This is a genomic window from Microbacterium sufflavum (assembly GCF_023101165.1).
Classification (GTDB): Bacteria; Actinomycetota; Actinomycetes; order Actinomycetales; family Microbacteriaceae; genus Microbacterium; species Microbacterium sufflavum.
Genome location: NZ_CP078076.1, coordinates 25,332 through 39,009, shown reverse-complemented (window position 1 = coordinate 39,009; position 13,678 = coordinate 25,332). Strand labels below are relative to the sequence as shown.

At 70.1% G+C, this 13,678-nt stretch carries 15 protein-coding genes; 7 read left to right on the top strand and 8 right to left on the bottom strand.

The annotated features are described in order from the left end of the window. The first annotated feature begins 95 nt into the window (after nucleotides 1-95). Nucleotides 96-1,007: a DMT family transporter gene (locus KV394_RS00210; protein ID WP_136031603.1), complete on the top strand. Its 912-nt coding sequence runs from the start codon at nucleotides 96-98 to the stop codon at nucleotides 1,005-1,007. Here KV394_RS00210 and KV394_RS00205 read toward each other — a convergent pair whose 3' ends face one another. Next, a complete protein-coding gene (locus KV394_RS00205) occupies nucleotides 1,008-1,718 on the bottom strand; it encodes a nitroreductase family protein (RefSeq protein WP_247982014.1) in 711 nt (236 codons plus the stop codon). Further along, on the bottom strand, nucleotides 1,715-2,119 hold the full coding sequence (gene msrB / locus KV394_RS00200) for a peptide-methionine (R)-S-oxide reductase MsrB (protein ID WP_136037075.1): 405 nt from the start codon (nucleotides 2,117-2,119) through the stop codon (nucleotides 1,715-1,717). The genes KV394_RS00205 and msrB overlap by 4 nt, the downstream gene beginning before the upstream one ends. 72 nt (nucleotides 2,120-2,191) lie before the next feature. Here msrB and KV394_RS00195 point away from each other — a divergent pair, with 72 nt between their 5' ends. From KV394_RS00195 to groL, 4 genes are all read left to right on the top strand, one after another. Next, nucleotides 2,192-3,184, top strand: a complete 993-nt coding sequence (locus KV394_RS00195) for a DUF2332 domain-containing protein (protein WP_247982013.1) — start codon at nucleotides 2,192-2,194, stop codon at nucleotides 3,182-3,184. Nucleotides 3,185-3,193: 9 nt separating this feature from the next. After that, nucleotides 3,194-3,451 (top strand): DUF3263 domain-containing protein, encoded by a 258-nt coding sequence (locus tag KV394_RS00190; protein ID WP_136031532.1) that lies wholly within the window; start codon nucleotides 3,194-3,196, stop codon nucleotides 3,449-3,451. Nucleotides 3,452-3,520: 69 nt separating this feature from the next. Next, entirely contained in the window at nucleotides 3,521-4,099 is a 579-nt protein-coding gene (locus KV394_RS00185) for a LytR C-terminal domain-containing protein (protein ID WP_206252986.1), read from the top strand. A gap of 123 nt (nucleotides 4,100-4,222) precedes the next feature. Further along, a complete protein-coding gene (groL, locus tag KV394_RS00180; protein ID WP_136037073.1) occupies nucleotides 4,223-5,842 on the top strand; it encodes a chaperonin GroEL in 1,620 nt (539 codons plus the stop codon). Between the two features lie 74 nt (nucleotides 5,843-5,916). On the opposite strand, the gene KV394_RS00175 is transcribed toward groL, so the two are convergent. The 6 genes from KV394_RS00175 to KV394_RS00150 all read right to left on the bottom strand — a co-directional run bounded on the left by KV394_RS00175 (nucleotide 5,917) and on the right by KV394_RS00150 (nucleotide 12,535). Continuing rightward, complete coding sequence (locus KV394_RS00175) at nucleotides 5,917-6,204, bottom strand: WXG100 family type VII secretion target (RefSeq protein WP_136031536.1); 288 nt, start codon at nucleotides 6,202-6,204, stop codon at nucleotides 5,917-5,919. 139 nt (nucleotides 6,205-6,343) lie between these two features. Further along, nucleotides 6,344-8,035, bottom strand: a complete 1,692-nt coding sequence (locus tag KV394_RS00170) for a sensor histidine kinase (RefSeq protein ID WP_136046255.1) — start codon at nucleotides 8,033-8,035, stop codon at nucleotides 6,344-6,346. 55 nt (nucleotides 8,036-8,090) lie between these two features. Beyond that, nucleotides 8,091-8,783 carry a response regulator transcription factor gene (locus KV394_RS00165; protein WP_136031539.1) on the bottom strand — a complete coding sequence of 231 codons (693 nt, stop codon included), beginning with the start codon at nucleotides 8,781-8,783 and terminating at the stop codon, nucleotides 8,091-8,093. Nucleotides 8,784-8,855: 72 nt separating this feature from the next. After that, nucleotides 8,856-10,502: a DNA repair helicase XPB gene (locus KV394_RS00160; protein ID WP_136046254.1), complete on the bottom strand. Its 1,647-nt coding sequence runs from the start codon at nucleotides 10,500-10,502 to the stop codon at nucleotides 8,856-8,858. 37 nt (nucleotides 10,503-10,539) lie between these two features. Then, nucleotides 10,540-12,249, bottom strand: a complete 1,710-nt coding sequence (locus tag KV394_RS00155) for a helicase-associated domain-containing protein (protein ID WP_247982012.1) — start codon at nucleotides 12,247-12,249, stop codon at nucleotides 10,540-10,542. A gap of 10 nt (nucleotides 12,250-12,259) precedes the next feature. Continuing rightward, a complete protein-coding gene (locus KV394_RS00150; RefSeq protein ID WP_136031545.1) occupies nucleotides 12,260-12,535 on the bottom strand; it encodes a multidrug ABC transporter ATPase in 276 nt (91 codons plus the stop codon). A gap of 116 nt (nucleotides 12,536-12,651) precedes the next feature. Here KV394_RS00150 and KV394_RS00145 point away from each other — a divergent pair, with 116 nt between their 5' ends. Then, entirely contained in the window at nucleotides 12,652-13,032 is a 381-nt protein-coding gene (locus tag KV394_RS00145; RefSeq protein ID WP_136031547.1) for a cold-shock protein, read from the top strand. Next, on the top strand, nucleotides 13,016-13,678 hold the full coding sequence (locus KV394_RS00140) for a DUF3027 domain-containing protein (RefSeq protein WP_247982011.1): 663 nt from the start codon (nucleotides 13,016-13,018) through the stop codon (nucleotides 13,676-13,678). The genes KV394_RS00145 and KV394_RS00140 overlap by 17 nt, the downstream gene beginning before the upstream one ends.

Here is a 13,678-nt window from a genome sequence, read left to right as displayed (position 1 = left end):
TGAGCACCGTGAGCACCGTGAGCACCGTGGGCCGTCGGGTTCCGGGGCTCGGATAGGGTCGACGGGTGACAGACGCCCGTCGACTCCCCGCGCCCCTGGCCCTCGGCGGAGCCGTCGCCATCGGCGTCATGACCGCCATCCAGGCGCGGATCAACGGGGTGCTGGGCGTACGGGTCGACAACGGCATCGTCGCGGGCTTCCTCTCCTTCTCGGTCGGGCTCGTGGCGCTCGCGGTCGTGATCGCGCTCCTGCCGTTCGCCCGTCGCGGTGCCGTACGGCTATGGCGGGGGATCCGCGGGCGCTCCGTCCCGTTCTGGATGCTCCTCGGCGGCGCGTGCGGGGCCCTCACGGTCTCGACGCAGGGGCTCACAGCGGGCGTCCTCGGCGTCTCGCTGTTCACGGTCGGCGTGGTGGCGGGGCAGACGCTCCACGGCCTGGTGCTGGACCGGATCGGCTTCGGGCCCGCGGGCGTCGTCGCGGTGACCCCCGGTCGCCTGCTCGGTGGGGCGCTGGCGCTCGCCGCGGTCGCGATCTCCCTGTCGGGCGACGTCCTGGCGTCCGCTCCGCTGTGGATGCTGGTGCTGCCGTTCCTCGCGGGAGTGGGCATCGCCTGGCAGGCCGCGACCAACGGGCGTTTGGCGCAGCGCGTGCAGTCGCCCATCGCCGCCACGCTCATGAGCTTCATCGCCGGGACGGTCGTGCTCGCGGTCGCCGCGGCCCTGAGCGTCGCGCTGCGCGGAGCGCCGGACCCCCTCCCGGCCGAGCCGTGGCTCTACCTCGGCGGGTTCCTCGGTGCCGCCTACATCCTGCTCGGCGCGTTCATCGTGGCTCACACGGGTGTGCTGCTGATGGGGCTCGGCTCGGTGCTGGGCCAGTTGGTGACCTCGGTGGTGATCGACGTGCTGTGGCCTGCGGAGGCGGGACCGGCGCTGTGGCAGGTGATCGCGATGGTCGTCGTCGCGGTGGCGTCGGTCGTCGTGGCAGTGCCGCGGCGTCGTCGCCGGTGACTACGCGGGGTTCTCCTTCGCGGCCTTCTTCTTCGCCTTCTTGGCGGCCTTCTTCGCCTTCTTCTTCGCCTTCTTGGCGGCCTTCTTCTCCGCGTTCGCCTCGGCCTTCTTCTCCGCGTTCGCCTCGGCCTTCTTCTCGTTCTCGGCGGGCTCGGCGGCGGCGACGGCCGGTTGGGTCGAGGGGAGACGCGTCAGCAGTCTGCGCGCGTCGACGGCCTTGCGTCGGCCCGGCGACTTCCCCGGCGGCTTGTCGCCGACGTACAGCCAGCCCAGCAGCTCCTCGTCGTCGGCGAGGCCGTGCATCGCCGCGACCGAGTGCGACCGCGTGTAATGTCCGGTGCGCCAGATCACACCCCACCCTGCTTCGTCCAGCAGGAGGCTGAGCACGTGGGCGACGCCGGAGGCGACGGCCTCCTGCTCCCACCGCGGCACCTTCTCGCTCGGCTGGTAGCTGGCCACCACCGCGATGAGCAGGGGGGCGCGCAGCGGCTTCGTCGAGGGGGAGTCGTCGCCCTGCGCCTGGGCGATCGCTGCTCCGAGGGCCTCTCGATCGGCGCCGCGCAGCTCGATCAGCCGCCACGGTCGCAGCGAGGAGTGATCGGCGACGCGTCCGGCCGCGGCCACCAGGGTCAGCAGTTCTTCCCGCCCGGGCGCGGTGTCTCCGACCTTCGACCAGGACTGTCGTGCGCGGACGGCGTCGAGCGCGCTCACGACTCGTCTGGCGTGAAGTTCAGCGCGATCGAGTTCATGCAGTAGCGGTCGCCCGTGGGAGTGCCGAAGCCGTCGGGGAACACGTGCCCGAGGTGCGAGCCGCACGTCGCGCAGCGGACCTCGGTGCGCACCATGCCCAGGCTGTCGTCCTCCAGGAGCTCCACGGCGTCGGGCCGGATCGACTCGTAGAAGCTGGGCCACCCGCACCCGGAGTCGAACTTGGTGCCGCTCTTGAACAGCTCGGCGCCGCACGCTCCGCACGTGTACAGGCCGGCGCGCTCCTCGTCGAGCAGTTCTCCGGTCCAGGCGCGCTCGGTCGCGGCCTGGCGCAGCACCGCGTACTGCTCTTCGCCGAGCTCCTTGCGCCACTCGTCTTCGGTCTTGTCCACGCTGTACGACATTGCGTCCTCCTCGGGTCCTCTCCATTCTCCACGCTGCGGCGGTGTCTCGGCGCTGCGCGTCAGAATGGACGCATGACCGACCCGATCCGGGAGCGCTATGCCCGCTTCGCGCACGACGAGGCCCCCGGGCGCAGCGCCCTGTACGGGGAGTGGGCGGCCGGCGTCAGCGATGACGAGCAGCTGCGCGATGTGCTGCGTCGCCTCCCGGAGACGCATCGCCAGCCACCGCTGGTGTTCGCGGTGTCCCGGCTGTTGGGCGCCCCGCTCGAGGGCTACGCGGCGTGGCGCGCCTTCGTCCTGGCGCACGCCGACGTGCTCGTGGCCGAGTGCGCGACGCGGTCCCTACAGACGAACGAGCCGCTGCGGCTGGCGGCGCTGCTCCCGGTCCTCTCCGAGATCGAGGGGCCGATCGCGCTTCTCGAGCTCGGTGCATCGGCCGGTCTCTGCCTGTACCCCGACCGGTACTCGTATCGCTACGTGACGGCCGAGGGCTCCGAACGGCTCGCCGTCGACCCGCACGACGGTCCCTCCCCGGTCGTGCTGCAGAGTCGGGTGACGGGGACGATGCCGAGTGTTCGCCTGCCTGAGGTCGTGTGGCGGGGCGGCATCGATCTCGCACCGCTCGATGCCGCGGACGACGGAGACCGGCGGTGGCTGCGCGGGCTCGTGTGGCCGGGGGAGTCCGGGCGCGAGCGCCGCATCGAGGCCGCGCTCGACATCGCTGCAGCCGATCCACCGCTGCTGCTCGCCGGCGACGCGGCCGAGACGCTCGAGGAGCTCCTGGCGATGGTGCCCGTGGGTGCCACCCCCGTCGTCACGACGCCCGGGGTGCTCGTCCACATCCCCCGCCGTGCGCGCGAGGCTCTCGTCGCGCAGATCCAGGGGCTGCCGGCGCGATGGATCACGATCGACCCACCCGGACTGCTCGACGTGTGGCGGCCGTCCGTGGACGCGACGACATGGTCCGGCTTCGTGGTCGCGCTCGACGGCAGGGTGCGGGCGGCGGCCGACCCGCTCGGGCGATGGTGGGAGTGGCGCGCGGGCGATGACGTCACCGCGTCCTAACCTGGAGCCATGCTCGGAGACCTCACGGAACGCGACCGCGCGATCCTCGCCCTCGAAGCCGCCTGGCCGCGGCATGGCGGCATGAAGGAAGAGGTCATCCGCAGCACCCTCGGCATGAGCGCGGCGCGCTACTACCAGCTGCTCGGACGACTCATCGACTCCGAGGCGGCCCTGGCGTTCGACCCGGTCCTGGTGCGGCGGCTGCGACGGCTCCGCGACACCCGGGGCACCCGACGGGCGGCGCGCATGCCCGGCTTCGTCGGCTGACGGACCCGCTTCGCTCCGCTCGCTGGCCTCCGTCGCGGATTGCCAGCGTCGTGCCGCTAGCATCGAGGGGTGTCCAAGCCCTCCCGTGACCGATTCGATGACGTTCCCCGCGCCTCCGGACGCGTCGGGGCCCACCGCGCGGAGGCTCCGGGCATGAACGGCTGGGTGGTCCTGCTGTGGTCCTTCGTGGCTGCGCTCGTCCTGATCATCGCCGGGATCTTCGGTTCGCTGGTCGTCATGGGGCGCATCGAGCTGTTCCCCGAGGCAGGCCCCAGCGCGGTGCCGACACCGGAGGAGACGGGTGTGATCGACCCGAGCTACTCGGTCATGATCCTCAACGCGACCCCTGATTCCGGCCTCGACGACCAGATGCGTGACACTCTCATCAATGCCGGCTGGCCGGCGGGAATCGTGTTCGCCACGGACAGCGCGAGCGACGACTTCGCCACGACGACCATCTACTACGTCGACGACGCGGACGAGCAGGCGGCCGTGGGTCTCGCCGGGGTGATCGGCGGCGCTGCGGTGAAGCAGGACGACTTCTACGCCGATCTGAACGAGACGGGCGGCAAGCAGCTCACCGTCGTGATCGGCCTCGATCGCTCAGCGTCGGCGCCGGAGCAGTCCGAGGAGACTCCCGCTCCCTGACCCCCCTCCACAGGCGGGCGACGCGGCTTGCACTCGATGGTGTCGAGTGCCAGAATGGCGTTAGCACTCTCTCACTCTGAGTGCTAAACCCACCGTCTACGTCCAGGAGGGACGACAAAACTCATGGCAAAGATCATCGCCTTCGATGAGGAGGCCCGCCGCGGCCTCGAGCGTGGCCTCAACATCCTCGCCGACGCGGTCAAGGTGACCCTCGGCCCGCGTGGTCGCAACGTGGTGCTCGAGAAGAAGTGGGGCGCCCCCACGATCACGAACGACGGTGTCTCCATCGCCAAGGAGATCGAGCTGGACGACCCGTACGAGAAGATCGGCGCGGAGCTCGTCAAGGAGGTCGCCAAGAAGACCGACGACGTCGCCGGTGACGGCACGACGACCGCCACGGTGCTCGCCCAGGCCCTGGTCCGCGAGGGTCTGCGCAACGTCGCGGCCGGCGCCGACCCCATCTCCCTCAAGCGCGGCATCGAGAAGGCCGTCGCCGCCATCACCGAGGAGCTGCTGAGCAGCGCGAAGGAGATCGACTCCAAGGAGCAGATCGCCGCGACCGCGTCCATCTCGGCGGCAGACCCGGCCATCGGTGAGCTGATCGCCGAGGCGATCGACAAGGTCGGCAAGGAGGGTGTGGTCACCGTCGAGGAGTCGCAGACCTTCGGCACCGAGCTCGAGCTCACCGAGGGCATGCGCTTCGACAAGGGCTACCTGAACCCGTACTTCGTCACGGACCCGGAGCGCCAGGAGGCCGTGTTCGAGGACCCGTACATCCTCATCGCCAACCAGAAGGTCTCGAACATCAAGGACCTCCTGCCCATCGTCGACAAGGTGATCCAGGACGGCAAGGAGCTCGTCATCATCGCCGAGGACGTCGAGGGCGAGGCTCTGGCGACGCTCGTGCTGAACAAGCTCAAGGGTATCTTCAAGTCGGTCGCCGTCAAGGCTCCCGGCTTCGGCGACCGTCGCAAGGCGCAGCTGCAGGACATCGCGATCCTCACCGGCGGCCAGGTCATCACCGAAGAGGTGGGCCTGAAGCTCGAGAACGCGACGCTCGACCTGCTGGGTCGTGCCCGCAAGGTCATCGTCACCAAGGACGAGACCACGATCGTCGAGGGTGCCGGCGAGGCCGACCAGATCGAGGGTCGCGTCACGCAGATCCGTCGCGAGATCGAGAACACCGACAGCGACTACGACCGCGAGAAGCTGCAGGAGCGCCTGGCGAAGCTCGCCGGTGGCGTGGCCGTCATCAAGGCGGGCGCTGCAACCGAGGTCGAGCTCAAGGAGCGCAAGCACCGCATCGAGGACGCCGTGCGCAACGCGAAGGCGGCCGTCGAGGAGGGCATCGTCCCCGGTGGTGGCGTCGCGCTCATCCAGTCCGGCACCAAGGCGCTCGACGCCCTGTCCCTCGAGGGTGACGAGGCGACCGGTGCGAACATCGTCCGCGTGGCGATCGAGGCTCCGCTCAAGCAGATCGCCCTCAACGCCGGTCTCGAGCCGGGTGTCGTCGCCAACAAGGTCTCCGAGCTCCCCGCGGGCCAGGGCCTCAACGCCGCCAGCGGCGAGTACGGCGACATGTTCGCACAGGGCATCATCGACCCGGCGAAGGTCACGCGCTCCGCGCTGCAGAACGCCGCGTCGATCGCCGGCCTGTTCCTGACGACGGAGGCCGTCGTCGCCGACAAGCCGGAGAAGGCTGCCGCTCCCGTGGGTGACCCCTCGGGTGGCATGGACTTCTGATCCCGCTGCATCCACAGAAAGCCCCCGGCTCCGGCCGGGGGCTTTCTGGTGTTCGCGGGAAGTGAAGCCGACGCTCAGCGGAACATGCTCGCCGAGTACTGGTCGGCGTCGGCGTACTGCGTCGCGACGGAGCCGAGCGATGTGCCGATACCGTCGAGCACCTGCTCGACGTGGAGCTGCGCGCCCTGCCACTGCTCGGCACACCCCTGGAACGCATTGGACGCGGTTCCCACCCACGACGACTGCAACTGCCTGAGCTGCGCCATGAGCGTCGATGACTCGGCACGGAGACGCTCGATGGTCGCGCGGGTGGAGGCGTGCGCGGCGTGCATGGCATCGGTGTCGACGGTGAATACGGTCATGAGGAACTCCTTCATCTCGGAGCTTCCGACGGTAGGTGAGGCCACGTCGATGGAGCGGACGGGAGGCGGGTCACCCCTGCGTCCTGGGGACACCTCGTCCGCTCACGACTCCGTGCAGAGCCAGCGCCACGCGTCGCAGTCAGGGCAGGTCGAGCGGGTCGAGCGGTTGCGTGTCTTCGAGCAGGTGGGCCGGCGTGGCCTGGGCCGGTGCCAGGGGCAGCGTGACCGTGAAGGTCGCTCCGCCCCCCGGGCTCTCGGAGACCGCGATATCGCCGTTGAGCGCCTTCAGGATGGAGGCCACGATCGCCAGGCCCAGCCCGGATCCGCCGGTCTCCCTCGCCCGCGAAGTGTCCGCTCGCCAGAACCGTTCGAAGATCTGTTCCCGGATCTGCGGCGGCACGCCTTCGCCGTGGTCGACGATGGCGATACTCGCCGTTCCCGCCAGGCGATCCGAGTCCACGACGATCTCGATGGGGCTGTCGGCGGGGGAGAAGCGCCGCGCGTTGCCCAAGAGGTTGGTCACGACCTGGCGCACCTTGTTCTCCTCGCCGAGCACGATCGGCGGTGTCCGCACGGGAATGTCCTGCACCTCGCTGAAGTCGATGGCCGGCGGTTCCTCGTTCTGCTTGGCGCGGCGGCGCAGCCGGGACAGCGGTGCGAGCGGCCGCACGCGCGGGGCGGTGCGCTCGGGCTCGATCGGGACGATCGGCGTGCGCACCGGCGCCGTGGGGACGTTCTCCAGCGTCCGGTCGATCACCGAGACCACCCGGCCGGGTGCTGCCGCCCGTACGTCGAGCGCCGCGTCGCGCGCGATCGGCCGGAGGTCGAGCGGCTCGATGGTGGGCTCGCGCTCCTCATCGAGCCGAGCCAGCGCCAGCAGGTCTTCCACCAGCACCCCCATCCGGATCGCTTCCTTCTCGATGCGCTCCATGGCCCTGGCGGTGTCCTCTTCGCCCGTGATCGCGCCCATGCGATAGAGCTCGGCGTAGCCGCGGACACTCACGAGCGGGGTGCGCAGCTCGTGGCTCGCGTCTCCGATGAAGCGTCGCATGTGCTGCACGGTCCGGTCGCGCTGCGCGAGGGAGCGATCGACGCGGTCGAGCATCGTGTTGATCGCGGCATTGAGGCGGCCCACCTCGGTGGTCGGTTCCAGGTCGGTGAGGCGCTGTCGGAAGTCGCCCGCCGCGATCGACATGGCGGTCTGCTCGACCTGCCCCAGCCGCCGGAACGTCAGCGTCACCAGGCCGCGCGTGAGCAATGCGGCGACGAAGATCGTGATCAGCGCGATCGTGATGTAGATGCCGAAGTACTGGCTGATGATGCGATCGGCCTCGGCCAACGGCAGAGCGACCATCTGGATGCTGAGCGGCGTGCCCTCCTGCTGCACCAGGGCGACGGCCCCGTGGTAGACGCTGCCGTTGTCCCCCTCGAGCGCGAGCACCTTGTCCTCGTTCGCCTGTGCCTCCGAGAGCGAGTACTCCGCGGGGAAGAAGGGGGCACGACCCGACGCGCTGGGGGCCGTGGCGCGCAGCGCGCCCTCCGCGTCGTACACCGCGAAGGAGAAGTCGCGGGGCTTCTCGTCGCGGGGCGTGTAGGTCGTGACGCCGTCGATCGTCGTGGTGTCGAAGTAGCGCTCGATCAGATCGCTCGTGACGAGGGCAGGAAGTTGCGCGTTGATGTTCTCCACGAGCGCGTTGCGCAGCAGCGGAACCGTGCCGATCCCGGCCACCAGCAGACCGAGCGCGAGCACGGCGACCGTGACGCCGGTGACCTTGGCGCGGAGGCTGATCCGCCGCCACCACGTGGTCACCGCATCCGGCTCGTGCGCCATGCGGCCCTCCCTGCTGTGGCGATCCCGCCGTCGAGGGCGGTTCCGTGCGTGGTCGTCAGACCGTCTTGCCGACCTTGAGCATGTAGCCGAAGCCGCGCTTCGTTTGGATCAGCGACTCTTCCGTGTGCGGGTCGATCTTCCGACGCAGGTAGGAGATGTAGCTCTCGACGATGCCGGCATCGCCGTTGAAGTCGTACTCCCAGACGTGGTCGAGGATCTGAGCCTTCGAGAGCACCCGGTTGGGGTTGAGCATCAGGTAGCGCAGGAGCTTGAACTCGGTCGGGCTCAGCTCGATCGGCTCCTTGCCGACGTAGACGTCGTGGGTGTCCTGATCCATCGACAGCTCGCCGGCGCGGATGATCGACTCCTCGTCGGCCTGCATGGTGCGACGGAGGATGGCCTGGGCGCGGGCGACGATCTCGTCGAGGCTGAACGGCTTGGTGACATAGTCGTCGCCGCCGGCGTTGAGGCCTTCGATCTTGTCGTCCGTGCCGTCCTTGGCGGTGAGGAACAGGATGGGAGCGGTGAAGCCGGCGCCGCGGAGGCGCTTGGTCACGCTGAAGCCGTTCATGTCCGGCAGCATGACGTCCAGGATGATGAGGTCCGGCTCCTCCTCGAGGACGGCCGAGATCGTGGCGGCGCCGTTGGCGACCGTCTTCACCTGGAACCCGGCGAAGCTGAGACCCGTGGAGAGCAGGTCGCGGATGTTGGGCTCGTCGTCGACGACCAGGATGCGCGCAGCAGTCATGTCCCCATTATGGTGACTTCGGCCATGCGGTTGCTGATTACCTTCGGAGCGCCGGAAGCCGCACCGTCGAGGCTAGGCGGCCGCGGCGATCGCGTCCGCGTCCATGATCGTGTAGCTGTAGCCCTGCTCGGCGAGGAACCGCTGGCGGTTCTGCGCATAGTCCTGGTCGATCGTGTCCCGAGCGACGAGCGTGTAGAAGCTCGCCGTGTGTCCGGACTGCTTGGGACGCAGGAGCCGTCCGAGCCGCTGGGCCTCCTCCTGTCGGGAGCCGAACGAGCCGGACACCTGGATGGCGACCGAGGCCTCGGGCAGGTCGATGGAGAAGTTCGCCACCTTCGACACCACGAGCAGCGAGATGTCGCCCTCGCGGAAGGCGCGGTACAGTTCCTCGCGCTCCTCGACCGGCGTCGATCCGGTGATCTGCGGTGCGTTCAGCGCATCGGACAGCGAGTCGAGCTGATCGAGGTATTGGCCGATCACGAGGATCTGCTCTCCCTCGTGCTTCGCGATCAGCTCGCGGACGGCGTCGATCTTGGCGGGCGCCGACGCGGCGAGGCGGTAGCGTTCGTCATCGGTCGCCGCGGCGTACTCCAGCCGGTCGCTCGGCGGAAGGTCCACGCGCACCTCGTAGCAGACGGCCGGGGAGATGAACCCCTGCGCCTCGATCTGCTTCCAGGGAGCGTCGAAGCGCTTCGGCCCGATCAGGCTGAAGACGTCGCCCTCGCGGCCGTCCTCACGGACGAGCGTCGCGGTCAGGCCGATGCGGCGACGGGCCTGGAGGTCGGCGGTCAGCTTGAACACCGGCGCGGGCAGGAGGTGGACCTCGTCGTACACGATGAGGCCCCAGTCCAAGGCGTCGAGCAGCGCCAGGTGCGCGTACTCGCCCTTCCGCTTGGCGGTGAGGATCTGGTAGGTCGCGATGGTGACCGGCTTGACCTCCTTCGACTGCCCCGAGTACTCGCCGATCTCCTCCGGTGTGAGGCTGGTGCGCTTGAGCAGCTCGTCGCGCCACTGTCGCGCCGAGACCGTGTTGGTCACGAGGATCAGCGTCGTGGTCTTCGTCGCGGCCATGGCTCCGGCCCCGACGATCGTCTTGCCCGCGCCGCAGGGGAGGACCACGACGCCGGAGCCGTCCTTCGCGAAGGCGTCGACCGCGTCCTGCTGGTACGGGCGGATGTGCCAGCCGTCCTCGGCGAGCTCGATCTCGTGCGGAGTGCCGGGCGTGTAGCCCGCGAGGTCCTCCGCGGGCCAGCCGATCTTCAGCAGCTCCTGCTTGATCTGTCCGCGGGCCCACGCGTCGACCACGAAGGTCTCGGGAGTCGGGTGGCCGATCAGCAGCGGCTGGATGCGCTTGTTGTTCGCGACCTGCGCCAGCACCGCGGGATCGGTCGACCGCAGGATCAGCACGCCCTCGTCGTCGCGCTCGATGACGAGCCGCCCGTAGCGGTTGACGGTCTCGCGCAGGTCGACGGCGACCGACGGGGGCACCGGGAAACGCGACCAGCGGTCGAGCGTCTCCAGCATGTCTTCTGCCGTGTGCCCGGCGGCTCGCGCGTTCCACAGTCCCAGGCGGGTGATGCGGTACGTGTGGATGTGCTCCGGCGCGCGTTCCAGCTCGGCGAAGATCGCGAGCTCGTGTCGGGCGCTCTCGGCATCGGCGTGGGCGACCTCGAGCAGCACGGTGCGGTCGCTCTGGACGATCAGGGGGCCATCAGACATAGCTGACCAGTCTACCGGCCGTCCGGAGGGCAGGGCCTCACGGGGCCACGACGGTCGCCGCGCGGATGCTCGACACTGGGAGCGTGCGTTCGACGTCGGCGGCCCTGTCGCGGCCGCGCAGCCGTCCGCCGCCGATACCCGTGGCCTCCAGAAGCAGGTCCCGCGTGGATCCGTCCGGCATGCCGACCGTCACACGCAGGACGGCCTTGGCTCGCACCGCGGCTTCGAGCTCCCGGTCGAGCCAGGCGGCATCGGCGTCCGGACCCTGGCGATCGCGCAGCCGGGCGATCAGCGTGTCGTAGTCGTCAGCGGGGTCGTGTCTGTCGGCCGGGGGAGCGGCGGGGTGGCGGTCGCGCACGACGATCGCTCCGTCCTCGTCGACGAGGCTCGCGGGGTAGCGGGCGTCCGTCAGCGCCCAGTACACGGTGTCCTGGGCCACTCGCGTGGTGAGCGAGCCCACGTGGGCTGTGAGCGCGAGCGGTCGGAGCGCCTGATCGACCGCGAGGGCTTCCAACACGTGCGGGTCGCTGCTCTCGATCCGGGTGCGCCCCGTCTCGCCGTCGACGGACACCCGGATGAGGCCGTGCCGTTGGGCGGTCTGCGCCACCAGGTAGCCCAGCGGCTGGGGTATTCCGGTGAGGGAGATCGCGCCGAGGAAGTCGAGGATGGAGTGTTCGCTCTCCCCGGTGGCGAAGGCGTGGGCCACCGACTCGGCGGTGAACCGGTAGGAGGAGGCCTGTGCAGCGGACTCCCGGACGGCGATCGTGCGCAGTCGCACGTCGAGGGCGGGCTGCAGCGGACCGGGAGCGATGGCCGTGAGGTCGTTCTGGAGGAAGATGCGGTCGACCTCCGCCGGGAGCTGTGCGACGAGGGTGCGGGCGTCGGCGGGCTCTCCGCGTCGGAGCGGCGCGGCCCAGGGGGGCTCGGTGCCGTCGTCGGCGATCAGACCGATCAGCCGGGCCGATTCCGTGAGCTCAGCGGCGTGTTCCGTCCAGGCGGCGTCCCAGGGGTGCGCGAGCGGCCACTGCGACACCGGGATCCACCCGGCAGTCGCCGGGCGAAGACCGCGCGGCAGGGAGTCGCGGAAGGCGGTCGCGAGGAGCGTCCAGCGGGCGGCGACGGAAGAGCGCAGCCACTCCTCGGCGAGCGCGGTCGTCCGCAGCCGACGGTCGACCGGTGCCGCCAGCCGGGCACGGACGGCGAGTCCGGAGAGCAGGTCGATGGCCTCGGTGGGCAGCCCGGCCTCGGCGAGCTGTCGCTTCTCGCCGGCGCTCACCGCTCCGCCGAGCAGGAGGGCGAAGGGCCGCTCCCTGGCGACGAGGAGGAGGTCGGCGAGGCGCGCGACCGTGGTGAAGGCGCGCTCGGCGGCGTGAGCGGACGTGGCCTCGGAGGACGGCGCGGGGGGAGTGGTGTCGATCGGCGTCGGCCGCGCGCGGCCTTCGACCAGCAGGTCTACGGGCGGCTGCGGTGTCCCGTCGGCGCGCAGGAGGGCGAGTGCGACCAGTCGCTCGCGGCCCTCGCCCGGCTGCTCACCGGCGACGGCATCCACGAGGGACGCGGCCTCCGCAGCGGTGAGTGCCGGGAGGACTCGGCTCAGGGAGGACGGTTCCAGCAGGGCCTCGGCCGCATCGAAGAAGTCCTGCCACGTCGCGTCGGGGCGTACGCCGCGGGCGGCGAACAGCTCCCGGAGCTCGGCATCGCTCGCTGCGGCCAGGCGGTCGGCCAGCGGTCGTGCGTGCGTGCTCATCGGCGGGGGCTCAGCGACGCGATTGCGCGCGACCCTTCCGGACGAAGCTCATGATCAGCAGGGTGATGATCAGCACGAACGCGAGTGGCAGCCCCCAGTAGGGGATCGCGGCGACGACCGGCCACGCGCCTTCACCGAACGCGGCGCGGTCCATGCCCGTGGCGGTGCCGATGATGATCGCGAAGAAGCACACCACGGAGGCGGCGGCGATCCCGAGTGCGGTGAACGCCAGGATGCGATCGATCCGGCGGATGGGGACCTCCGGTCCGGGGCTCTGCGTGCTCATCCGCTCCAGACTACTCGCCCCGGCGCGGTCGGTTCCGTTCGCCCCGCGACCGGTAGGCTGGACGCACGCGCACGAGCGCGCTCTGTTCTGCTTTTCGATACCAGCGAGGTTCACCCATGCCCACCGGCAAGGTCAGGTTCTACGACGAAGACAAGGGTTTCGGCTTCATCGCCAGCGATGACGGCCAGGACGTCTTCCTGCACGCCTCCGCGATGCCGGCCGGCACCGCGATCAAGGCGGGTGCGCGCGTGGAGTTCGGCGTCGCCGATGGCAAGCGCGGCCTGCAGGCGCTGTCCGTGCGGGTGCTCGAGGCCCCGCCCAGCCTGGCGAAGGCCAAGCGCAAGCCCGCCGACGACATGGCGATCATCATCGAAGACCTGGTGAAGCTGCTCGACGGCATCGGCGGCGATCTGCGTCGCGGGCGCTACCCGTCCTCCGGTCACGGCCGCAAGATCGCAGCCGTTCTGCGCAAGGTCGCTGATGACCTCGAAGCCTGAGGCTGACGCCCGCCTCGTCGAGGCCCACGATCTCGCGCTCGCAGCGCTGCGCGAGTTCACTCCCGCGTCCACCATCGGGCCGGCCGCCGGATACATCGCAGAGGAAGACGGATCGGTCTCGCTGCGCTTCGAGAACCGGCTGGCCGGATATCCGGGGTGGTACTGGACCGTGACGGTGGCCCGCGTCGACGACGAAGAGCCCACGGTGCTGGAGGCCGAGCTCCTGCCGGGCGACGGCGCACTCCTCGCGCCCGAATGGGTGCCCTGGGCCGAGCGCCTGGCGGAGTATCGCGCGCACCAGGCCGAGCTCGCCGACGCGGCTGCGGCGGCAACGGACGGCGATGACGGCGACCGGTCAGACGGAGCCGCGGACGTCGAACTCGACGATGTCCTGGACGACGAGCTCGACGAGGATGACGACGAGGCGTCCGACATCCTTCACGCCGGCGACCTCGACGGCGTCGACATCGACGAACTCGACGACTCCGCATCCGACGACGCGGAGGACGACGACGCGGATGTCGACGACGACGCCGAAGACGAAGACGTAGACGAAGACGACGCCGAAGACGAAGACGACGACGACGAAGACGACGACGCCGACGTCCGCGGTGCGGACGCCGGCGAGGTCGACGAGGAGGAGTGA

Excerpts from the sequence above, each read along its gene's own strand:
- msrB (WP_136037075.1), bottom strand. The coding sequence starts at position 2,119 with ATGTCGTACAGCGTGGACAAGACCGAAGACGAGTGGCGCAAGGAGCTC.
- KV394_RS00195 (WP_247982013.1), top strand. The coding sequence starts at position 2,192 with ATGACCGACCCGATCCGGGAGCGCTATGCCCGCTTCGCGCACGACGAG.
- KV394_RS00190 (WP_136031532.1), top strand. The coding sequence starts at position 3,194 with ATGCTCGGAGACCTCACGGAACGCGACCGCGCGATCCTCGCCCTCGAA.
- groL (WP_136037073.1), top strand. The coding sequence starts at position 4,223 with ATGGCAAAGATCATCGCCTTCGATGAGGAGGCCCGCCGCGGCCTCGAG.
- KV394_RS00175 (WP_136031536.1), bottom strand. The coding sequence starts at position 6,204 with ATGACCGTATTCACCGTCGACACCGATGCCATGCACGCCGCGCACGCC.
- KV394_RS00170 (WP_136046255.1), bottom strand. The coding sequence starts at position 8,035 with ATGGCGCACGAGCCGGATGCGGTGACCACGTGGTGGCGGCGGATCAGC.
- KV394_RS00165 (WP_136031539.1), bottom strand. The coding sequence starts at position 8,783 with ATGACTGCTGCGCGCATCCTGGTCGTCGACGACGAGCCCAACATCCGC.
- KV394_RS00160 (WP_136046254.1), bottom strand. The coding sequence starts at position 10,502 with ATGTCTGATGGCCCCCTGATCGTCCAGAGCGACCGCACCGTGCTGCTC.
- KV394_RS00155 (WP_247982012.1), bottom strand. The coding sequence starts at position 12,249 with ATGAGCACGCACGCACGACCGCTGGCCGACCGCCTGGCCGCAGCGAGC.
- KV394_RS00150 (WP_136031545.1), bottom strand. The coding sequence starts at position 12,535 with ATGAGCACGCAGAGCCCCGGACCGGAGGTCCCCATCCGCCGGATCGAT.
- KV394_RS00145 (WP_136031547.1), top strand. The coding sequence starts at position 12,652 with ATGCCCACCGGCAAGGTCAGGTTCTACGACGAAGACAAGGGTTTCGGC.
- KV394_RS00140 (WP_247982011.1), top strand. The coding sequence starts at position 13,016 with ATGACCTCGAAGCCTGAGGCTGACGCCCGCCTCGTCGAGGCCCACGAT.